Genomic DNA, 20,226 nt, shown 5'->3' with positions numbered 1-20,226 from the left:
AATTTTAGGTAATATTTATACTAGCATTTGTTTTCTAAAACTACCTATAATTAACTTGGGGAGAGGAAACAATAGGAAAAAGGCGATCGCCTACGTTCTTTAATCTAAGAGCAAAAAAACAAGAATTTGAAAAACATAGGAAACTACGATGATTGCCACACCACTCAGTAAACCTACTAACTTAACTTCCACTGCGATCGCTGAGCAAGTTAGACCACTTGCCGAAAATCGCGTGATCTTGAATAACATTAGCTGGGATACATTTGAGCGATTACTTGCTGATATTGGCGATCGCCGTAAAACCTTATTTCATTTCATCAACGGTACTTTAGAAATTATGTCACCCCTCTCGCTCCATGAAGGTAGTAATCGGTTTATTGATGATTTAATTCGAGCATTTTCTGATGAATTAGCAATTGATTTGCGAAAGCTTGGCTCTTTGCTGATGAAGATCCCCGATCTCAAGCTAGGAGCAGAGCCAGATTCTTGTTACTACATCCAAAATGAGCCAATAATTCGTGGTAAAGAAGTAATTATCGTAGGACAAGATCCAGCACCCGACTTAGTTTTAGAAGTGGATATTACCAATCCAAGCGATCGCCGTTTACCAATTTATGCTTTGCTAGCTGTGCCTGAAGTCTGGCGCTATGATGGCTATAGCTTAGAATTTCTTGCCTTAGAAAATGGAGCGTATCAGCCAATAGCAAAGAGTTTATCTTTTCCTGATTTGCCAGCCGCGATAATTGTGGAATATGTGCAGAAGCGTCTAACTTTAGGAGAAAGTGGAACCTTAAGGGAATTTCGTAAATGGGTAAGAGAAAATGTAGTGCGGGATGAGGTGATTTAGGCGATTTCACATGAGACAAATCCCAAAAGTGTTGCCATACTTTCGGGAATAGGTATTAACTATTGGTAGGCGCGAAGCGCCCACCAATAGTTAACTGTATTGGCGTTTGTGATAGGACTGCAATTGGTAAATATGATAAAACAATTGCCAAAAATATTTTTCGGTTAATCCACAGGTAGAAGCACCTCGCAAAACAACATTGGAATACCAATCATTGGGAGCAAGTTCACGAGATAGCTTATTGACTACGCTATAGGTTCTGACATTGGTGTAAACAGTTTGACCAACAGTAACTGTAATCAGTTCATGCTGATAGCCACCCCTTGATACATCTTCACGAATATCAAGCTGCTCGCTTAGACGCATCGGTAAACAATACAAAACGCCTTCTACATAAGAATTTGCATCTTTGACAATATCTAAGCAGCCACAATCACGATGGGGCGATCGATAATAAAAACCAAGCTTATATCCACTCAAACGCGCCACACCTACAACATAATGATGGGCTGTCTCCCCAAGCGATCGCTTCAAATCCACAGGACACATACAGGAACCGTAAGCGAAATAATAAAACATCGGTTCTGATTGACCACATAACTCCAGATCAGAATTTTCTGAAGTCTGTAACTGTTGTATTTGCTGTGATTTGAGCGGATCTACCATATCTGTAAGTTAGGCAAAAGCTTTTTAGTATTCTGGGATACCTGCCAAAAGTATAAGGCTTTGTGTATGCTCATCAGAGTTAACAATTAGATGAATTTTTTGAGCTAAAAAGACTCTATTGCTAATTGATCTAATAAAGTATGTCGCACCTAATTTAAAAAAAATATGCCCGAATATACAAAAAAAGATCTAGAACCAGAATCTTTGTTAGATGATCAAGAGCAAAAAGCCCAGTTATCCACAAAGCCCAAATTATCCGAATTAGCTTTAGTTTTTGCCAAGCTTGGCGCGATCGCCTTTGGGGGCCCAGCCGCCCATGTTGCTCAAATTGAGTTGGAAGTGGTGCAGAATCGTCGATGGTTGAGTCGTGAGAAATTACTAGATTTATTGAGTATTAGTAACTTAATCCCAGGACCTAATTCGACTGAATTGGTAATTCATGTGGGATTAGAACAGGCTGGAATATTAGGAGCGATCGTCGCAGGAGCGAGTTTTATTATTCCTGCAATGTTATTAGTATGGGGATTAGCAATTGTTTATGTTCAGTATCAAACTATTCCCACAGTTGGATGGTTGTTGTATGGAGTTAAGCCCGTAATTATCGCGATTATTGCTCAAGCATTATGGAAATTAGGGCGATCGGGACTAAAAAATGCCGCAACTTGGAGCGCAGGAATTTTGGTATTGGCTTTATATTTTCTCGGAGTCAACGAAGTTGCTTTGATGATCGGTGCAGGTATCGCCGTAACCCTAGTTCGTAACCTTAACTTCCTCAAAAATCCTAAATCCCTCCCTAGCATTCTTTTTCCTTTTTCTTTTTTCCCGTTTCCCTTAAGCACTGTTGCTACCGAAATCGCGCCTAAACCTTGGACTGCTGTATTTTTAAGCTTTCTAAAAATTGGTTCAGTTCTCTATGGTAGTGGTTATGTGCTATTAGCCTTTGTTCAGCAGGAATTTGTCGATCGCAATCATTGGTTGACTTCGCAACAGTTATTAGATGCGATCGCGATTGGACAGTTTACCCCCGGTCCCGTACTAACTACCGCAACATTTATCGGTTATCTATTGGCAGGAAATTTGGGGGCGATCGCTGCTACGATTGGCATCTTTTTACCAGCTTTTATTTTAGTTCCTCTGATTAATCCCTTTGTCTCCAAATTACGCAAATCTCCTTGGACAGCAGGTTTTCTTGATGGAGTTAATGCTGCTTCCATTGGTTTGATGGCGGCTGTAGCTTGGGAGTTAGGTCGCGGTACTTTAATTGATATTTGGACAATAGTGGTAGCGATCGCTAGTTTAGGGATTTTACTCAAATTCCCTAAAGTTAATTCGGCTTGGTTAGTAATTGCAGGAGGTGCGATTGGCTGGCTGCTTAAATTTAAGGCAATTTAATCAAGAGCTTTCAAAGCTATACTAAACGTTGCTGTTATGGAGTGCTGAAAAGGCTGAAATATTAGCAGCGAAGTTACGTGAACTTGGCGTTGATCCTGACACTTTGACTTAAATTAATTTCAAAACTCAATCACATTCTTCTCATTCGTACTAGTACCAGAGAGATCAAGATAATTAACCTCTATCTGTTTACGAATTTCGGCTTTACGCTGCCTTGCTTCATTAACTTTGGCTTGACATTCATAGCCAAAGGCGGGATTAGCAATCACATCAATACTTTGATATTTGCTTAACCAGTCCTTTTCATGCTTCTCACACATGATGTATTGAATCTTAGCGATCGCAGTTCTCACCACGATTTGTGGACGTAATAAACCAATACGCGAATTTTCATCGAGCCAAAGCAGATGCTGCAATTGCTGGGCAACTTCTTCTTGCTCAGCACAGAGAATCTGTAGTTGCTGCACTAAATGATCAGGATAGGGCTCTTCAGCAGCGAGAGAAGTTTTGTTTTCTTGAAGCAGATTGAGAATTGTTTGCCAAAGATAGCGATGATTCGATTGCGTAAATTCAATATTCTCTTCTTCGGCTATCTCTTGATATAGATAAGCGCGATGTTGGGGGAAATGCAGATAGATTTGCAAAAGTTGAGTTTCGGCAATATGTAGCGAATTTGTGGTCGTTGTCAACGAAGGAGCAGGTTTATTGCTATTCCAGCGCGTATTCCGTAATTGGCGGCGCAGGTCTTGCTCTAGTCGCAGAGCTAGATAGGAATTACCTTGAGATAGTTTCTGAGCAGAAGTATGGATATAATGGGTGCGAAAGAAGGAATCAACGGGTAGATTATTGAGTAATTGCGCGATCGCTTGACTACTCTTTTGAAAACGATCAGCTTGATTAAGATCTTGCCCTGTAAGTATTTGATCGATCTGCCAATCAAGAAATAATGGTGCGTTTGTCAGTAAATCTCGATAAGCTTCAGCACTATGTTGTTTGAGATATTCATCGGCATCCTTGCCATCGGGCATCGTCAACACTCGCAACTGCACTGTGCCATTAAAAACTAATTCCTTAAAACCTGCGATCGCTTTTTCTGCCGCCGTAATCCCTGCCTTATCCGCATCAAAATTTAAAATTACATTTTTTGATTCGCTATAGCGTAATAACTGCTTCATTTGATCGGCATTAAGCGCTACTCCCATTGTGGCGATCGCCTGTTCGATTCCCGCTTGATGTAAAGCGATCGCATCAAAATAACCCTCTACGACAATCGCCTGATCAGACTTAGATATAGCATCTCGCGCCTTATCCATCCCAAACAGAACCGTACCCTTACTAAAGAGTTCCGTTTCAGGAGAGTTTAAATATTTTGGTTCTTCATCACCAAGCGATCGCCCACCAAAGGCAATCACGCGCCCACGAGTATCGTGAATGGGAATCATTAAGCGATCGCGAAAGCGATCATAAAATCCATTCCCCGTTTTGCGAGGAACGATTAATCCTGCTTCTTCCACTAAACTGACAGGAATCTGTTTTTGCTGCACCAGATATCCCATTAAGGTTTCCCAACCCGCAGGCGCATAACCCAGTTGAAATTTCTGGATTGTCTCTTTGCTCATTTGTCTCTTTTCGACAAGATAGGCAAGAGCCTGCCTTCCCTGTGGTGCATAGAGCGCATGTTGATAAAAACTTGTCGTCAAAGCCATCACTTCATAGAGGCGATCGCGATGGGAGATTTGACGCTGAATTTCCTTTGCTTTTTCGGGTTCGACAGTTTGAATAGGAACGTTATAACGTTTCGCTAAATCCAAAACTACGTCAGAGAACGATCGCTTATCGATCTCCATCAAAAACTTAACCGCCCCACCTGCTGCCCCACAGTTAAAGCAGTGATACATCTGCCGTGATGGGTTCACCGTCAGCGCTGTAGCGTTTGTGCCATTGTGAAAAGGGCAAGCTCCCCGAAAATTCGCCCCACTTTTGCGTAGCACAACACGCTCGGAGACGATATCTACGATGTCTGCCCTTTGACTTACTTGGTCAATGGTGTCTTTGTGGATTTGGAACTGTGCAGACATAATCGCGATCGCTTATTTGTAAACCGCAGTATGCTCAATATATTTTATATCAACCACTATCAAAAAAGTAGAACCTATTTAAAAAGCGCGAGTTTGAGATCCCCGACTTTTTTTGTGAATTTGTAAGTTGCCTTTGCTTGCCTAGAAAAAGTCGGGGATCTGTGCATTTACAGGTTTCTTGTCATCCAAAACTAGTGGACTGTTTCTTCTAAAATGGTGCAAGATCTGAGTTAAGCAAATACTAAGCAGGGGGGCGTGGATTGAACTTTTGCTGGGAGACAAAACAGTAAAAGCATTGCTTTGCGATGCTTTATCAATCAATACATACAAGCAAGAAAATCTGATTTTAACTTTACTGAGTCAAGGTTTCGTCCGATGAATACGAGTTCATTATGGCGATGCTCATCGGGTTTCCATAGGCGATCGCGGGTAGCGTCAAACAACATATGCACACCTTGAAACACAAAGCGCTCATCAATTCCTTTGATATTGAGAATACCTTTCATCCTGAAAATATCAACGCCTTGCTCTCTTAATAGGTCGCTAATCCAAGCATTGACTTTAGGTAAATAGAGTTCACCCTCTTCAACGATCGCCACAGATTTCACCGTGTCGTCATGCTCATGGGCATCTTCGCCAAGAAACTCAGGATCGATTTGCAAAGCCCGATCTAGCTGAAATGCACCAACACCTAAAACTGCATCCATTTCAATCTCTGAGTTTTGCGTGCGATAGATTTTACACATTAAGTTCATGGATTTAATGCGTTGTTCTAGTTCTAATAGTTCTGTTTCACTGACCAAATCAGTTTTGTTGAGCAGAATAATATCCGCAAAAGCAATTTGTTCCTGAGCTTCTTCCGCATCCCAATGCTGAGAGATATGTTTAGCATCAACGACGGTGACTACTGCATCTAGCTTTGTTTTGGCACTGACATCTTCATCAACAAAGAAGGTTTGAATTACGGGGGCAGGGTCAGCGAGTCCCGTAGTTTCAATGACTAGATGATCGAACTTGTCACGGCGGCGCATTAAGTTTGTAATAATCCGAATCAAGTCACCGCGCACAGTGCAGCAAATACAACCATTATTCATCTCAAAGATTTCTTCATCGGCATTGACCACTAATTTGTGATCGATGCCCACTTCGCCAAATTCATTGACGATGACAGCAACTTTTTTACCATGTTCATGGGTGAGAATGCGATTAAGTAATGTGGTTTTTCCTGCGCCGAGGTAGCCTGTGAGGACGGTGACGGGAATTTGTGTGTTGGTGATCATTGATTTTTTTAGGATTTGTTAGGAAAGTCAAGTTAAGGAGCAAATCTAGAAAGTAAACACAGTTCTCAATGTGCCGACAGTGATGGTGCTATTGTTGCTGTTGTTATTGGGATTGAAGATAAACTGTAAGTCTGGAGTGATGCTGATATTGTTAGAGATAGGGAAGCGATAGAACAGTTCCACATTGGTTTGAGTAGCATTACCCACTTGGTTCTCAATGAAAGGTTGTCCAACCGCGATCGCTGCCATCGCCCCTTCCTTAAACAAATCAGGAAAAGCAAAACCCGCAGACCAAGTCTGGGGACTTAGAGAGTCATTGGCTGTAGTTGTATAGCTAGGAAGTGCGGCAGAAATGGCAGTACCGCGATTACTGATATTGCCGAATCCATAGCGTCCGAAAACGGCTACAGCTTTATTAAATGCCCACTCAAGATTTACGCCGCCTGTGTTGTAGTCCAGATTATTTACCGAGGCGCGAGTATATTGCAGACGAATTGCAAAGGGACTAGCATCTTCAGCATTTTTCGGCGCAAACTCTAGCTCAACTGTACCTTGATAGGGATCGCCAAATAAGCCACGATTGATCGTTCCGTCAGAGGTCGGAAGACTCGCATTCTGAGCGACATAACCTGCTCTTAGAGTGAAAGCACTACCACCAAAATTCCAAGCGATCGCGGCTCCAGCACCATCATTCACAGGCAAAATCAAAGGATTATTGATAAACATCCCACTGGAAAAGTCTGCCGACTCATCATTGGCAAAACTATTGGCATCCAGATGATCATTCAGTGACATATTTGTGCCAATTGAAGCTTGAATATCTTTACCAATCGGGAAATCGTATCGTAAGCGATTGAGTGTTGCCGTAGTGCCAACGCCACTGTAATCAAATTTAGAACTATTCCCAAATCCTGTGAACCCTAATAAGCTCTCAGGAGCCTCAAGAGAATTGCCTAGTCCTGTGCCACCATTGCCAAGCTCGATACGTGTGAGCAGTAAATCTTCACCTGTGAAACTCGTCTTAAAGTTCAGACGTACTCGGCTGATCACAGTTGTATTGACCTTACCAGCATTGGTAGTCGGTGTTCCTGTTGAGTCCAAAAGGAAATTAGAGCCTGAAGTTCCTGCCGAAACAGCCGCGATCGCTTGACCTTCTAGTTTCGTGGTAGTAGAGAACTGCTGTGCTTCCAATTTGGCGGTTTTAGCATCTAGGGCATCCACCCGACCGCGCAATGTGGCTAGTTCGGCGGCAAATTCCTCTTGCAGTTTTTGTAATGTGGCAAGATCTTCTTTCCCAACTTTATCGGCAAGCCCTGCGGAAATAATCTCATTGATTTTATCTAAACAAGCATTTAGCCCCGCCGCAAATTCATAACGACTGGTGGCTTGATTACCGCGAAAGGTGCGATCGGGATATCCTGCGATACAGCCATAGCGTTCTACTAAGGATTGCAGAGCCGTAAAAGCCCAATCGGTGGGTCTTACATCGCTTAGTTGCGAAACTGATGTAACGTTCTGTCCAATGACATCTTTGTTTGGAGGGATAGATTGAGCCGACACACTGGATACGGCACTAGGTAGAATCCCGATCGCAGAAATAGCGATCGCTTTTGATATGGATTTGGAAAATTGCTTGAACATAATTTTTCAGAATTTTAGAGACATTGTTTGATTTTAAAAATGATAATCATTATCATATTTGGATCATAACATTCTTGACCACATACTGTTCTCAAGTTTTTCCAAAGCCTTTACTTTTGCCATACCGCACTGTACGAAATTTTACGATGTCAGTATTAGGGCTATAGATGGTATAAGTCGCTTGGTTAGGAGTACCGCCAACATTACCAACACCGATCGCAAGGCGATCGCTAGTATTAAAAGTCTCCAAAGCCTCTGCACCATCAAGGGTTAACACATGGGAATTGAGGGAACCATCCTTAATCTGATAGCGAAAGGTTTGCCCAGAACGTCCGCAAAATAGACGATTAGCATTACTCCGTGCAATTCGATCTAAAAGTAGTAAAGGTGAACTTTCAGGCGTGAGTTCTTCAAACACACTCAAACTACTGCCATGTACTAATAGACAATCAAATTCCATGAAGGCAAAATGGAGATTGCTAATCCATTCCACAGTTTCTTTGGAAATACTGTCCCAAAGAGCTTTTACCCCAGCCGCGCCATATTTTTCTACCAAAGGATTTGGCTCAAGATCGGGAACGAATCCATGCAGCATCATTACTTGCTCTTCCCACCAGCCTTTACAAACCTGCGGCACTAGCTCACCAATACGGGGATTGCGAATCCTCTCTACGACCTTCTCACTAGCAGTAGTCGCATTAATCACATCACCAAGAATATACAATTCGGTAACTTTCGGAACCTGTCGCTTAATATCTTCTAGCACTGCTTCGTAAGCCGTGAGATTAGCTTCGATACCGCTTAAAATTGCCCAATATGACATCTACACACCTCTCTCGCATAAATGAGAAGCATCATCAGCACGTTCGGCAAATTCTAAACCCTTAGCTAAGCGCCATGCAAAAATTGGTGGTAAACCTCTCTCAATAATTGCTGCACAGGTTTTTTGATAGTCATATTCCACTTCCCGCAAGGTAACGCGATCGCTATCGGTGTCATAGATCACATAGGTGGCATTGGGGCGACCATGACGCGGCTCACCGACTGAGCCAACATTGACGATTCGTTTTAAGGGTGCATTAAATTCACGCATTTCTGCTTCTGGAACCTCTGTACCAGTTCTCACCAAGAGGCGTAATTTACCTGCATCTAAGGTTCGCACATAAGGCACATGAGTATGTCCACAAAAGAGCATATCGGCTCCCGTCGAGAGAACTCTCTCTAGGGCAATAAATCCATCTAGTTCTGGCAAAAGATATTCATGCTGACTTTGCGGACTGCCATGCACAAAAGCGAGATTGTCATGCTTAATCACTTTCGGTAAAGCAGCTAGATATTCCTTTGTCTCAGGATATATATGCTCATTTGTCCATTCATGGGCAAGCCGCCCGCGCTTTTCGGCAAGCATCGATGGATAGCTACATTCACAGGAATTCAATCCTTCTACAATATCCTCATCCCAGCATCCCTGTGTCGTGGGAATATCGAGCGATCGCACCATTTCCACGACGTTACTGGGAAAAGGTCCATAACCAACGAGATCGCCTAAGCAGAAGATTTTTTCGGCTTTTTGATGGTCAATATCTCTCAAAACTGCATCAAGGGCTTCATAGTTGCCATGAATGCAAGACATTACAGCGATTTTCATTTTGTGATTTATTCCGTTAGGTAGGTAAAGTTGGTCAGGCTTTGCCTGACCAACTTTTATAGGATTTACGCTGCCATTTGGCTTGATTGTTGGCGCGATTGTTTGATTTGATTTTGATAATGGAGCATGATTTCTTCGGACAGGCAGCAATCGATAATGCACTGCGCGATCGCCTTACCATCGAGATTGCGCCCAACGACTTCAATTCCACTAAAGCGTTCAGGGCGACCATCCAACCAAAGCGGGACATCAAGGGGTAAATAGAGGCTATCTTCCATACCTGCGACAAAATCAAGATGAAAAGCTCTACCGTCAAACAGATCAAAAATCCCTTTCACTCGCGTCACTTCTCCATAAGCACCTTGGGTGATTTCGTACCATAAGACATTCAAACTTGAAGGATCAAAAACCTGTCCTGTAAAGGGCGATCGCCAGATCTGCAAATCATGTAAATCTAAATTATATTTGACTTCTATTACTTCATTCGCCCAGTCATGCCATTCAGAACTGGTTAACTCAGAGGGAACAAGGGCAATCCGTCTACAAGCATGGCGATCGGCAAGAGTATCTAGCAGCATATCGCCCGATCGCAAATCTAAGTGAAAGCCCAACTCTATAAAAGCGATCGCGCCCTGCTCTACTTTTTCAATCAGTTCTAATTCCTGCCCATCGGCGAAAATTTGCACATGGGGAAATTCTGCGATAAGACAAGTTGGATCGATGGGAACATTACCAGCACTAGGACAGAAATAAACAACTGGTGCAGATATTTGCTCAATTTGCTGAAAGATCCAACCAGTTTTGCCAATTCCCACTGCTCCTGCGATCGCCAATACTTGAGCAGATAGATCTTTCTGAGTTAATGCTTTGACGACAGGCATAGACATTTAGCAATAAAGTGATAATGATTATCATTCTATACAATCTTACTACATTGTTTGCCAAATCAAAGGTGAGATCTGTTATATTCGTGATTCGAGAATATAGAATAAATGCAAGTTTAGACAAAGTTAATTTATGCTCAAGCCTCAAGATATCGTCATACTGCTTAAGGTTTACTGCGTAAATTCAGGGTGGACTTATGCAGAGTTAGCGGAAAGTTTGAAAACTAGCACTTCGGTTGTCCATGATTCTCTTCAGCGTTGTGAGGAATGTCATTTATATAATGTGAAAAAAAGAATTGTACTCAAAGGAGCTTTAGAGGAATTTTTAGTTCATGGACTGAAATATGTTTTTGCGGCGAAAGTAGGTAGTCCAGTTCGCGGTGTACCTACGGCACATTCGGCGGAACCGCTAAAAAGTCTATTGATGATCAGCGATAACAGTGTATATGTTTGGGCTTCTCCTCAAGGAAAAATCAAAGGTTTGGGAATTAAGCCCCTATACCGTTCTGTGCCAGAGGTTGTAGATCAGGATTCTCGGTTTTATGAAATGTTGTGTTTGGTGGATGGTTTGCGAATAGGTCAAGTGAGAGAGCAGGAGTTAGCCGCTTTGGAATTGAAAAAGAGGTTTCATGGGTAATCCTCTAATCCATAATCTAGATCGAGTTTCAGCAATTTTAGCTTCTCCCCGACCCCTCGTTAACGGATTTCCAATTCTTGACGAACATTTGCGATGGCATGGCTGCGATTTATTTATCATGGGAGGTCTAGCTGCTTTGCGTGTGGGACCAACAGCAAGAAATATTTCTGGCGCAAGAATGGCAAGCGATCGCATTGTGCCAGCACTGACTAAATCTACGATTAGGTCAACTAATTCATAGAATAAATTTTCAGCCAATCAACAAAAGCTAAGTCTAGATTGCAAGATTTCTAATCGCTCAATTTTTTTTGACTTTTTCTTTTTCTAGATGCTTGTTTAACATTGGTTTCCTTGCTCAATTGTAAAAGCAAATGATGACAGCGAAATTTGTCGGGATAAGTTTTATCTTCTGGAACTACACGCTGATGATCTGAAATCTTGTGATCACGTCCTATAAAATCGGGATGATCTGATAAAGTACAGGGAACTGATGTTGCAATATTTTTAAATGCTGTTGCAGGATTTCCTTGAAGCAAATATCCAAGCATTGCTCCTTCACTTGAAAAAGGGGAGTATTGGCAGGTAAGAAAGTTACTTGTAATCTCATTAACATATTCATTAACAGAGATGTCTGAGCGCAATACTTTAGCCTCCAAAGGATACTTTATTTTGGGGTTTGCAAACCATACAAATGCTAAATCGTATTGTCTAGGTCGATATGCTCCCCGTAGCTCCATCTCGTATGACTCATGTTGTAAAATAAAAGGCTCAAATCCTTGCATACCTTTACGAATATATAAATCGAGAATTTGAGTAAGTTCTCGTTCTAGTTGATCATCTGACTGTAATACGTCAACTCTTGACAAAATTTCTTGGAAACATAGGTTATAGCCTTGCCAAATTAAATTTAAAAGAATTGAGGTAGCAGCAGGATTCCATATTTTAGCCAACTCGACAAAATCGGGATTATCAGGATACCTTGCTTCACCTATCGTTTGGGATGCTGTTCTTCTCCTACTCATAATGTTATAGAGCTACCACTTCTATTTCTCTAATCAACTCTTTCCTTCCAAGCATTATATCTGCGGCAACTTCATCCGCATCACGCAAAGCCATAGAACGAGTCCAGTAACGAATTTTGTCTGGTTTAACCAAATATATTGTTGGTACTTGCTCACCATTCCAAGTAGTTGAGGTATATATTCTGGCTACACGTTGATAAAAAATTCCTCCATTATCAGAATTAGGTTGCTCCATAAATAACTTATTCAGTTGCTCTAATCTACTGAGTAAGTGTTGAGAATTAATAGTTTCTATCTTGATCCCGTCATGAATCGACTTATTTAGATATATTGCTACTAACCTAACAGGGAGATGATAATTTGTTGCTTCCTGAAAAATAGTTGCACAAACCTTCTTATCCTGTCCAAATCCACCTTTAATTACACGAAAAAAATATTCGCAATATTCTTTAAGTTCTGGTTCTTCGTTATTATCAAGTAAAGCTTGCCCAAAACGTTGGGTTTTCAGTCTTCCTGGAGAAAATTTATCCCCTTTAAAGTCTGCCAGTGTGTAGTTTATAAGATCATTAATTAATACATATTCACTATCTTTAAGAGCAAATAATTCACCCGCAATTCTGTCAATATCATTATAAGTTTTGACAATATCTAAATCTAATCCTTCTCTTTGTACAATTGGTACACTTAACAAGTTCCCCACAGTAACTTTTGGGCGCTCAGAAGCGAAAGAAGCATTTAATAGAAATAAGTAATATACTGCTATTCTACTGTTATAAATTAGACACGCAGTCTTAAGGAGATCTGCATGATCATTAGGTATATGCACACTCACACAAGTTTCAGAACAAATCACACCTCGATGACTATGTTCATCAGGTTCAATAATAGCAGCTTGAAATCGCTTACTTGAAGCCTGCCAACTCTGTTTGAGAATAAGCTGTGGAATTTCAAACGCTGAGAAATCCGTTGAATCTCTTGAGTGAGTCATTGGATCGTTATTAATAGGTATATCTTCAGCATTTAGCTTCAGAAAAGTATTTTGAGGGAACTTGGCTTTCCATATTCTTCTTCTTCCAAGTAGTTCTTCTTGATACTTTTTCCTATCTCCTGGAATTACACCTTGCCGCGTTTTTACAAGACCTTTTTTTTCATACTTAGATAAGCTTTCATGTCTAGCTAAATGTTGTATCAGATTTAAATCTCGCCTACCTCCCCACATTAAGACAGTCCATACCAAAGGTTGCCATATAGCTTCTTGTAAATATATGGTGTTAATATCTTGTGGCTCAATTTTTATATAGTAGTTATCTTCATTGCTACAATTAGGCTTAGGGCATATATAAACAGTTGAATGTTCGATATCAGGCTTTTGTACAGAAAGAGTAATAATACAAGCTGGAGAAATTGCATTTTTAAAAATCTCAAAGCGTAAAATTGCTAGATTAATAATCTCTTCCACACAAAATTCTGAAAACAAATTATTCCTAAACTCCTTTGCAGTACCTAGTTGACTCAAAATCAGTATGAATACAGGTTGCATCATCGATATCTGCCCACCTAGCTTGGTCAAAACAGCCGCTTTGGGTAAAAATAGCGGACCAATATTTTTGTCAGGAACAAACCACCGACCTTTATCTCTTTTTTGCCATTCAGACGCTAAGGGTGTAAGCGTCCCATTGCCCCAAGGTGCATTACCCAAAACCAAGTCATAAGTTTCAGCATCTTGATCGGTACGAAATCCTTCTATGTCTTCTGCGAAAAAATCTGAATGAATTAGTCTTTGATTCCTTAACCGAGGAAACCGAACTTGATTTTCCCAATATTTCAGAGGATCAATACTATCTATCATCGTCATATAGAGACTAAACGATGCAACCCTAACCGCTTCTTTATCAATATCAACACCAAATATATTGTTGACAAGTAAATTCCTTAAAACGTTTGCTGGAATTCCTTCATTATCATGAGCTAATTCCCATCGGTAAATCAATCTCTGGAAAGCTTTTACCAAAAAGATGCCAGAACCACAAGCAGGATCTAAAATTTTGAGATCCCATTCTGTTTCATCCCAAGGAAGAGCACCATCTAAGATAAAATCAACAATATATTCTGGAGTATAGTGAACACCTTCTCCTGCTTTTTTATTAACAAACTCTTCGTAAATACTGCTAATAAAGTCAAGGGGAATGACATCAAAAGAATAGAACTTCCATAAGCAAAGTTGCCCATCTTGCATCTTCAGATCGCCTCTGACGAAATCTGCAAGCTTTTTTAGATATCGGTTTTCTTCTACTCTAATTTTTTGTATTTCTTCTTGCCATTCAGCCTCACGTTCTTCTTCTGTTTCGCCTTTCCCAGGAAATAGATCGCCATTAAACTTGTCATTCAGCCAACGAAAAAGATGGTAAGTATCATCAAAATTATCAAGAATCTCAGATAATTCCCTATAAGATTTAGATAAAACTCCTTGTGAATGTAAATCTTGCAAAATCCTCTCATTCAGAACAGGTTCACCTTTAGAATCTTGTTTCTGAAATAGGAACTGGATAAAAATAATCCTTGCTAATAAATCATGGATAGTTTCAACATCCAAACCATCGGTCTCAAGCTGTTGTCGAACTTGTTTGAGATTATCCAATAGCATTTGGTCAGCAGCACCGCTTCTCTTAAAGCGATTTTCATGATTCTGGAAAAAATTCCCAGAAACTAATTCAACCCATTGCAGAGCATTTGCTGCTTGGTCAGAAGGGTTAGCTTGTTCAGAAAGATGAGCCTTAGTTACAGTTGCAACCGCTTTAAGTTCTCCTTTTTCTGTTGGAGGTTCACAGCACGACCAGACTCGAATTAAGCTAGGTTCTATTGTAATTAGCGATCGCGCCCGACTAAAGCTCCACGCTAATCTATGTACTTCTTTAATTACTGCTGAAGAGATAGGTCTATTAAACTGGCAGACGATAGCAATTGGCGCTTCTGTTTCATCACCATCTGGGTTAGCTGCTAATACACTAACTTTTACACCTTTGGCATCTTTTGGGAATTCCCGCTTGATTTTCTCCCCGATTTTTTCTTTAGCTAATTGAGCATAAACCTTTGGACCAGATCCACTAGGTTCCCAGATCTGATCAGGTTTCGGCCAATAAAGTTTTTTGTGAGCTAGTTCTAGCATCCCAGACTGCGACATAATTCCAAACCAATTGCACTCAAGATCAACTTAAATTAAATAATCAATGAGCTATTTCTTAAAAATTCAAGATTTAGTTTAGCTATCTAGATTAAAGCTATTTTACAAAGATAATATCACTTTAAATGTAAATTCTAATCAAATGTATTATAAACTTGTCAAAAGATAATACATTAATGCTGCCCTTCAACTTATGGCTCTTATAGAAGGTTTTACACGAACAGAGACACTAGCTCTTACTGAAACTACATCAAATCGACTCCAGTATTTAGAGATGAAAGAGCTTGTAATACCTCAAAGGATTGGCAAGTCTCGAAAGCCTACCGTTATCTATACTTGGGAACAAATTCTGGAAATTCGGGCAATCAAGCACCTTCGGCAAGAAATATCACTTCAGACCGTCCGCAAAATAGTAGAATTTCTGAACAAAAGTGGATTTGACGATAATTTAAGGTACAAACAGCTTGTTGTAGTAGATGATGAAGTATTTTGGATTCAGCAAGACTGGCAAGATTTTCCAGAAAAAATGCCTTCTGCGATGAAGGTTGGAGGTAGAAGTAACAAAGGTGTAGGGCAATACACTTTACTTGTATTGCCAGCACTGACAGAAATCGTTAATGAGGTTTGGGAAGCTGCTACAAAATCATCAGTTATTAATTTTGACAGCTTTAAACAAAGAGCAAAAGTTCAGTATACTCAAGAGCTTATGATTTCATAAGGCGTAGTTAGGGCGTAGTTAGTTGTTTTATTGATATTCCTAATAAACACTTATGCTGGTTTGAGCGTCTAACTCATCGCCGCCGCAAAATTGTCCAGACAGAAATCGCTGTGTCGGGCAGAGATGTTACGAAGTTGACGGGCAGCAGGGTTTTGTGGGGTAATATCGTAGCGATCACATTGTGCCAGCACTGACAAAATCAACAATTAGGTCATTCATTAGTTGTTAAATGTTCATACTGGAACTTCTGTAAAAAAACAACTTCTTGCACCAGTGTGACAGGCGATATCGCCAATCTGCTCGATTTTGACGAGAATTACATCGCGATCGCAATCGTAGTAGAGCTTTTTGAGCTTTTGAATATGCCCTGAAGTTGCGCCTTTATGCCATAGCTCTTGACGAGATCGACTCCAATAATGCACTTCACCAGTTGAAATTGTTAATTCCAGCGCATGACGATTCATCCATGCCATCATCAAAATTGTTCCATCTTGATGATCTTGAGCGATCGCAGGGATTAATCCTCCCGCATCATATTTCAAATTTTCAATCCAGTTATCAGACATTCTTTAGATTTTATATTGTTAAAACAAACTATACCAAGCATTCCTGTAATTGCCTCTGAAGCATTTGGGCATCAAGATTTCTGCCAATAAGAACTAATTGATTATCAATAGGTTTCTTCCGATGGTCATAATTTAATTCGTAGCGCTTTCCACTTAGCTGAAAAATAAACCGCAAGTCTTGAGATACAAAACTAAGAACACCCTTAGCTCGAAATACATCGTTAGGCATTACCTTGTCGAGGAAATGGGTGAACTTGTCTAGATCAAATCGGCGATCGCTTTGAAACGAGACAGAGATAAATCCATCATTGGCTAAATGATCAGAGTTGTGATGATGATGTTCATGGTGTTCGTGATGCTCATGTTGATGAATCTCATCCTCTTTCTCTACTTGTTGATAAACACTAGTTTGGGCTAGATCTACATCTAGGATTAGGGGTAATGGAACTTCTCCATATTGCGATCGCAAAATTCGCGCTTTGGATTTCTTCTTGCGGAGGTACTCTTCTAGCTCTTCAACTTGCTCTTCAGGAACTAAATCAGTTTTGTTCAACAGCACAATATCGCCATATTCCACCTGACTCAGTGCTGCCTCACTTTTAAAATGTTCGGAAGTAAAAGTCTCTACATCTATCACTGTGAGAATGGAATCAAGGCGCGTAAAATGCTTTAGCTCTGTTCCCAAAAAAGTTAAGGCGATCGGCAGAGGATCAGCAACGCCAGTTGTCTCGATCACCATATAATCAATTCGCTCTTGCCGTTCTAAAACGTTATATACCGCATCAACTAAGCTGTCATTGATCGTGCAGCAAATACAACCATTGCTTAGCTCCACCATGCCATCTTCAATATCAACAAGTAACTGCCCATCAATGTTAATGTCGCCAAATTCATTCACTAAAACCGCCACTTTCAAATCCTGACGGTTTTTAAGGATTTGATTGAGAAGTGTCGTTTTGCCACTGCCGAGGAATCCCGTAACAATTGTCACAGGCATTCCCCGTTTAGGAATATCAAGTTGAAGAGTTTGCATTTTTTTTGAAATAGTGAGTTTATAACTTGCTTAAACTGTAATTTTTACAGCGATCACCTGTACCACATCAGCATAAGTAATATCGGAAATTGCTTTGTGAATCCGAATGATCCGATGTGGGCTAGTCATAATCGCGATCGCCGTCTGAATGGGCGGACATCCAGAATCTTGGCATTGTAATTGACTAAGAGAAATAACCGTTTGGTGATCAATCCGCAAGATTTCATATAGCCAATCCTTGACCTGCTGCGACTGTTCGGCACTAACGGCAGGTTTTTTGGGGAACAGATCGATGGACATGGGACGAAAATATGGCGCTAAGGTAATTTGATTATATACTTAGAATGATAATCATTATCACTCTAATCCTACATTTAGTTGCAAACAAAAAATATGCTAGAAGTTAAGCATTTAGCAGTCAGCTATCACGATGTCAAAGCCGTGGAGGATGTCAGCTTTGCGATCGCTTCTGGGCAGATGGTGGCGGTGATTGGTCCTAATGGTGCTGGCAAAAGTACGATTTTTAAGGCAATTCTGGGATTAGTACCTGCTAGTAATGGTCATGTGCGCTATCGATCGCGGGCTTTGTATCGACAACTGCGGACTGTTGCTTATGTACCGCAGCGATCGCAGGTGGATTGGGATTTTCCTGTGACGGTTTGGGGCGCGGTGATGATGGCGCGTACCCGTCATCGTAATTGGCTAGGCTGGATCAAAAAGACAGGCTGTCACTGCGAGAGCATTGTCAAATCTGCACTTCAGCGTGTTGGTATGTGGGAACTACGCGATCGCCAAATTGGTGAGTTATCAGGCGGTCAACAACAGAGAGTATTTCTAGCAAGGGCGATCGCCCAAGAAGCAGAATTACTGTTTTTCGATGAGCCATTTGTGGGTGTCGATAAGAAAACGGAGGCGGTAATTTTTGATGTATTTGCCGAATTAAAATCCCAAAGCAAAATTCTGTTAGTAATCACTCACGATCTTGGTTCCAATTTAGATAATTACGATCGCCTATTGCTAATGAATAAAGAACTAATTGCCGATGGCGATCGCGATACTGTGATTACCACCCAGAATATTAAACGCGCCTATGGCGATAGCGTGATTTTGATGCAAAAAGAACTCATCTAACTTAAACGGCGCGAAGCGCCGTTTAAGTTCATATTTTAGGAATAAAAATTATGTTGAATTGGTTAATAGAGCCTTTGGGCTTTGAGTTTATGCGAAATGCGATCGCGATTGGTATTCTCATTGGGATTCTATCGGCAGTAATTGGAAGTTATCTGATCGTGCAGCACATGGGGCTTTTAGGTGATGTTGTCGCCCATGCAGTCTTGCCAGGACTGGCGATCGCCTTTTACATTGGCATGGATATTTTTCTGGGGGCATTCATCGCAGGTACGATTAGCACCTTTGTCGTGGCTTGGATTCAGACCCATTCCAAAATTAAAGTTGATACGGCGATGGCGCTGGTGTTTTCTGGATTTTTAGCATTGGGTGTCATGTTAATTACTACCCTTAAAAGCAAATTAGATCTGCATAGTTTTCTATTTGGCGATATTTTGGGAGTGACCACTGCTGACCTATGGCGAACGTTGATTATTGCGATCGCTGTCTTAGCTTGTGTAATCATCTTCTACCGTGAATTAATCTTCTACTGCTTCGATCCATTAGCATCCAAAGCAATGGGATTACCTGTCCATTTCATTCACTTTGGACTGATGGCAGGCATCACCCTCACGATTATTGCTAGTATGCAATTGGTCGGCGTGGTGTTAGTGGTTTCACTCCTCACTGGACCCGCTGCCACAGCCTACCTATTAGTGAAGGAATTACACCTAATGATGTTGCTAGGAGCCTTGTTTGGTGTTATTGCTAGTGTTAGCGGTATGTACATTAGCTATTATCAAAACGTTCCTTCGGGCAGTGCGATCGTTTTGATTATTTCAGGGCTTTTCCTATTAGCTCTATTATTCAGTCCTTCGCAGGGAATTTTAACGAAGAAAGCGATCGTGAAAAGAACGAAAAGTTTATTTCATAAGCTATAGCACTTTACAAGCAAGCGAGGTACAGAGTTTTGTTTCTCCGCCTTCAGCGGAGAAACAAAACTGATTTTGGTGTGTTTCCAGCGCCCTCGGCGCTGGAAACACACCAAAATCAGTTTCATAATGAGAATTGCTGGTGGGGCAAACTCATACTTAATACCAATTCACGAAAGTGTGTCAACACTTTTGCGAATTAAAAACTAAACCTTGTAAGGGTTTTAAAATCACAAAATGGCGTAGCCATTTTATGATTTGGTATAACTAGACTGATAAGCGCTAGCTATAGCCACCTGTATCAAGGACAAATCAAAATACAAGTTGTATGGTCTTATTTTTCTTGTTTTTCAGAGATGGCGGTGACGAGATTTGACGATATAGCAAAGCAAGTTTTGCTTAGGACATAAAGCCCAAGAATCGAGGGGCGGCGCGAATCGCCGCCCCTCGATTCTTGGGCTTTAGTTTGTATTAGCTAACTCTTTTTTTTTGCTATAGCAATCCTAAATGAGTTGTGGAAAAATAGAGAAGAAGAAATCAAAGAAAAGACTTGGAAGAATTAACTGAATTTATAGAGAGTAACCCCAAGAGCAA

The 20,226-nt window shown here is 40.8% G+C and carries 19 protein-coding genes; 7 read left to right on the top strand and 12 right to left on the bottom strand.

The annotated features are described in order from the left end of the window. Positions 1-148: 148 nt before the first annotated feature. Positions 149-847: a Uma2 family endonuclease gene (locus H6G05_RS16160; protein WP_190579353.1), complete on the top strand. Its 699-nt coding sequence runs from the start codon at positions 149-151 to the stop codon at positions 845-847. 90 nt (positions 848-937) lie between these two features. Here the strand turns inward: H6G05_RS16160 and H6G05_RS16155 are convergent, their stop codons facing one another. Beyond that, entirely contained in the window at positions 938-1,426 is a 489-nt protein-coding gene (locus H6G05_RS16155) for a gamma-glutamylcyclotransferase (protein WP_322096379.1), read from the bottom strand. A 252-nt stretch (positions 1,427-1,678) separates the two neighbouring features. On the opposite strand from H6G05_RS16155, the gene H6G05_RS16150 reads away from it, so the two are divergent. Beyond that, positions 1,679-2,905, top strand: coding sequence for a chromate transporter (locus H6G05_RS16150; RefSeq protein WP_190579349.1), 1,227 nt, complete (start codon positions 1,679-1,681; stop codon positions 2,903-2,905). 119 nt (positions 2,906-3,024) lie between these two features. Here H6G05_RS16150 and dnaG read toward each other — a convergent pair whose 3' ends face one another. The 6 genes from dnaG to H6G05_RS16120 form a co-directional block, all read right to left on the bottom strand. Then, positions 3,025-4,983, bottom strand: a complete 1,959-nt coding sequence (gene dnaG / locus H6G05_RS16145) for a DNA primase (RefSeq protein WP_190579347.1) — start codon at positions 4,981-4,983, stop codon at positions 3,025-3,027. Between the two features lie 317 nt (positions 4,984-5,300). Next, entirely contained in the window at positions 5,301-6,263 is a 963-nt protein-coding gene (locus H6G05_RS16140) for a CobW family GTP-binding protein (RefSeq protein WP_190579345.1), read from the bottom strand. 45 nt (positions 6,264-6,308) lie between these two features. Continuing rightward, positions 6,309-7,904 (bottom strand): iron uptake porin, encoded by a 1,596-nt coding sequence (locus H6G05_RS16135; protein WP_190579343.1) that lies wholly within the window; start codon positions 7,902-7,904, stop codon positions 6,309-6,311. A 91-nt stretch (positions 7,905-7,995) separates the two neighbouring features. Continuing rightward, positions 7,996-8,727, bottom strand: coding sequence for a metallophosphatase (locus tag H6G05_RS16130; RefSeq protein ID WP_190579341.1), 732 nt, complete (start codon positions 8,725-8,727; stop codon positions 7,996-7,998). Continuing rightward, the gene (locus H6G05_RS16125; RefSeq protein ID WP_190579339.1) at positions 8,728-9,552 is read right to left on the bottom strand and encodes a metallophosphoesterase family protein; all 825 of its coding nucleotides are present in this window, start codon (positions 9,550-9,552) and stop codon (positions 8,728-8,730) included. It abuts the gene before it with no gap. Between the two features lie 65 nt (positions 9,553-9,617). After that, a complete protein-coding gene (locus H6G05_RS16120; RefSeq protein WP_190579337.1) occupies positions 9,618-10,433 on the bottom strand; it encodes a GTP-binding protein in 816 nt (271 codons plus the stop codon). A 136-nt stretch (positions 10,434-10,569) separates the two neighbouring features. On the opposite strand from H6G05_RS16120, the gene H6G05_RS16115 reads away from it, so the two are divergent. Together H6G05_RS16115 and H6G05_RS16110 are read left to right on the top strand one after the other, a co-directional pair. Next, on the top strand, positions 10,570-11,073 hold the full coding sequence (locus H6G05_RS16115; protein WP_190579335.1) for a hypothetical protein: 504 nt from the start codon (positions 10,570-10,572) through the stop codon (positions 11,071-11,073). Further along, a complete protein-coding gene (locus H6G05_RS16110) occupies positions 11,066-11,314 on the top strand; it encodes a hypothetical protein (protein WP_242025577.1) in 249 nt (82 codons plus the stop codon). The genes H6G05_RS16115 and H6G05_RS16110 overlap by 8 nt, the downstream gene beginning before the upstream one ends. 49 nt (positions 11,315-11,363) lie before the next feature. Here the strand turns inward: H6G05_RS16110 and H6G05_RS16105 are convergent, their stop codons facing one another. Both H6G05_RS16105 and H6G05_RS16100 read right to left on the bottom strand, forming a co-directional pair. Continuing rightward, on the bottom strand, positions 11,364-12,095 hold the full coding sequence (locus H6G05_RS16105) for a hypothetical protein (RefSeq protein ID WP_190579333.1): 732 nt from the start codon (positions 12,093-12,095) through the stop codon (positions 11,364-11,366). 4 nt (positions 12,096-12,099) lie between these two features. Further along, positions 12,100-15,276 (bottom strand): HsdM family class I SAM-dependent methyltransferase, encoded by a 3,177-nt coding sequence (locus tag H6G05_RS16100; protein ID WP_190579331.1) that lies wholly within the window; start codon positions 15,274-15,276, stop codon positions 12,100-12,102. A 193-nt stretch (positions 15,277-15,469) separates the two neighbouring features. Here H6G05_RS16100 and H6G05_RS16095 point away from each other — a divergent pair, with 193 nt between their 5' ends. Continuing rightward, positions 15,470-15,994 (top strand): MerR family transcriptional regulator, encoded by a 525-nt coding sequence (locus H6G05_RS16095; RefSeq protein WP_190579329.1) that lies wholly within the window; start codon positions 15,470-15,472, stop codon positions 15,992-15,994. A gap of 233 nt (positions 15,995-16,227) precedes the next feature. On the opposite strand, the gene hisI is transcribed toward H6G05_RS16095, so the two are convergent. Genes hisI through H6G05_RS16080 form a run of 3 tightly spaced genes read right to left on the bottom strand, consistent with a single transcriptional unit; the run spans position 16,228 to position 17,893 of the window. After that, positions 16,228-16,560 carry a phosphoribosyl-AMP cyclohydrolase gene (gene hisI, locus H6G05_RS16090; RefSeq protein ID WP_190579327.1) on the bottom strand — a complete coding sequence of 111 codons (333 nt, stop codon included), beginning with the start codon at positions 16,558-16,560 and terminating at the stop codon, positions 16,228-16,230. 28 nt (positions 16,561-16,588) lie between these two features. Next, entirely contained in the window at positions 16,589-17,593 is a 1,005-nt protein-coding gene (locus H6G05_RS16085) for a CobW family GTP-binding protein (protein WP_190579325.1), read from the bottom strand. Positions 17,594-17,623: 30 nt separating this feature from the next. Further along, positions 17,624-17,893 carry a hypothetical protein gene (locus tag H6G05_RS16080; RefSeq protein WP_190579323.1) on the bottom strand — a complete coding sequence of 90 codons (270 nt, stop codon included), beginning with the start codon at positions 17,891-17,893 and terminating at the stop codon, positions 17,624-17,626. Positions 17,894-17,986: 93 nt separating this feature from the next. Here H6G05_RS16080 and H6G05_RS16075 point away from each other — a divergent pair, with 93 nt between their 5' ends. Both H6G05_RS16075 and H6G05_RS16070 read left to right on the top strand, forming a co-directional pair. After that, positions 17,987-18,724 carry a metal ABC transporter ATP-binding protein gene (locus H6G05_RS16075; protein ID WP_190579321.1) on the top strand — a complete coding sequence of 246 codons (738 nt, stop codon included), beginning with the start codon at positions 17,987-17,989 and terminating at the stop codon, positions 18,722-18,724. A gap of 50 nt (positions 18,725-18,774) precedes the next feature. After that, positions 18,775-19,641: a metal ABC transporter permease gene (locus H6G05_RS16070; protein WP_190579319.1), complete on the top strand. Its 867-nt coding sequence runs from the start codon at positions 18,775-18,777 to the stop codon at positions 19,639-19,641. Positions 19,642-20,226 lie beyond the last annotated feature (585 nt).

This window comes from Phormidium tenue FACHB-1050 (assembly GCF_014696925.1).
In the GTDB taxonomy this organism is placed as follows: domain Bacteria; phylum Cyanobacteriota; class Cyanobacteriia; order Pseudanabaenales; family Pseudanabaenaceae; genus Pseudanabaena.
This window is presented reverse-complemented; position numbering and strand designations above follow the sequence as displayed.

What these genes read in the sequence shown, in the direction of transcription:
- H6G05_RS16110 (WP_242025577.1), top strand. Translation starts at nt 11,066, where the DNA reads ATGGGTAATCCTCTAATCCATAATCTAGATCGAGTTTCAGCAATTTTA.
- H6G05_RS16095 (WP_190579329.1), top strand. Translation starts at nt 15,470, where the DNA reads ATGGCTCTTATAGAAGGTTTTACACGAACAGAGACACTAGCTCTTACT.
- H6G05_RS16150 (WP_190579349.1), top strand. Translation starts at nt 1,679, where the DNA reads ATGCCCGAATATACAAAAAAAGATCTAGAACCAGAATCTTTGTTAGAT.
- H6G05_RS16070 (WP_190579319.1), top strand. Translation starts at nt 18,775, where the DNA reads ATGTTGAATTGGTTAATAGAGCCTTTGGGCTTTGAGTTTATGCGAAAT.
- H6G05_RS16135 (WP_190579343.1), bottom strand. Translation starts at nt 7,904, where the DNA reads ATGTTCAAGCAATTTTCCAAATCCATATCAAAAGCGATCGCTATTTCT.
- H6G05_RS16115 (WP_190579335.1), top strand. Translation starts at nt 10,570, where the DNA reads ATGCTCAAGCCTCAAGATATCGTCATACTGCTTAAGGTTTACTGCGTA.
- H6G05_RS16105 (WP_190579333.1), bottom strand. Translation starts at nt 12,095, where the DNA reads ATGAGTAGGAGAAGAACAGCATCCCAAACGATAGGTGAAGCAAGGTAT.
- H6G05_RS16130 (WP_190579341.1), bottom strand. Translation starts at nt 8,727, where the DNA reads ATGTCATATTGGGCAATTTTAAGCGGTATCGAAGCTAATCTCACGGCT.
- H6G05_RS16125 (WP_190579339.1), bottom strand. Translation starts at nt 9,552, where the DNA reads ATGAAAATCGCTGTAATGTCTTGCATTCATGGCAACTATGAAGCCCTT.
- H6G05_RS16075 (WP_190579321.1), top strand. Translation starts at nt 17,987, where the DNA reads ATGCTAGAAGTTAAGCATTTAGCAGTCAGCTATCACGATGTCAAAGCC.
- H6G05_RS16100 (WP_190579331.1), bottom strand. Translation starts at nt 15,276, where the DNA reads ATGTCGCAGTCTGGGATGCTAGAACTAGCTCACAAAAAACTTTATTGG.
- H6G05_RS16085 (WP_190579325.1), bottom strand. Translation starts at nt 17,593, where the DNA reads ATGCAAACTCTTCAACTTGATATTCCTAAACGGGGAATGCCTGTGACA.
- H6G05_RS16080 (WP_190579323.1), bottom strand. Translation starts at nt 17,893, where the DNA reads ATGTCCATCGATCTGTTCCCCAAAAAACCTGCCGTTAGTGCCGAACAG.
- H6G05_RS16120 (WP_190579337.1), bottom strand. Translation starts at nt 10,433, where the DNA reads ATGCCTGTCGTCAAAGCATTAACTCAGAAAGATCTATCTGCTCAAGTA.
- hisI (WP_190579327.1), bottom strand. Translation starts at nt 16,560, where the DNA reads ATGTCTGATAACTGGATTGAAAATTTGAAATATGATGCGGGAGGATTA.
- dnaG (WP_190579347.1), bottom strand. Translation starts at nt 4,983, where the DNA reads ATGTCTGCACAGTTCCAAATCCACAAAGACACCATTGACCAAGTAAGT.
- H6G05_RS16160 (WP_190579353.1), top strand. Translation starts at nt 149, where the DNA reads ATGATTGCCACACCACTCAGTAAACCTACTAACTTAACTTCCACTGCG.
- H6G05_RS16140 (WP_190579345.1), bottom strand. Translation starts at nt 6,263, where the DNA reads ATGATCACCAACACACAAATTCCCGTCACCGTCCTCACAGGCTACCTC.
- H6G05_RS16155 (WP_322096379.1), bottom strand. Translation starts at nt 1,426, where the DNA reads ATGTTTTATTATTTCGCTTACGGTTCCTGTATGTGTCCTGTGGATTTG.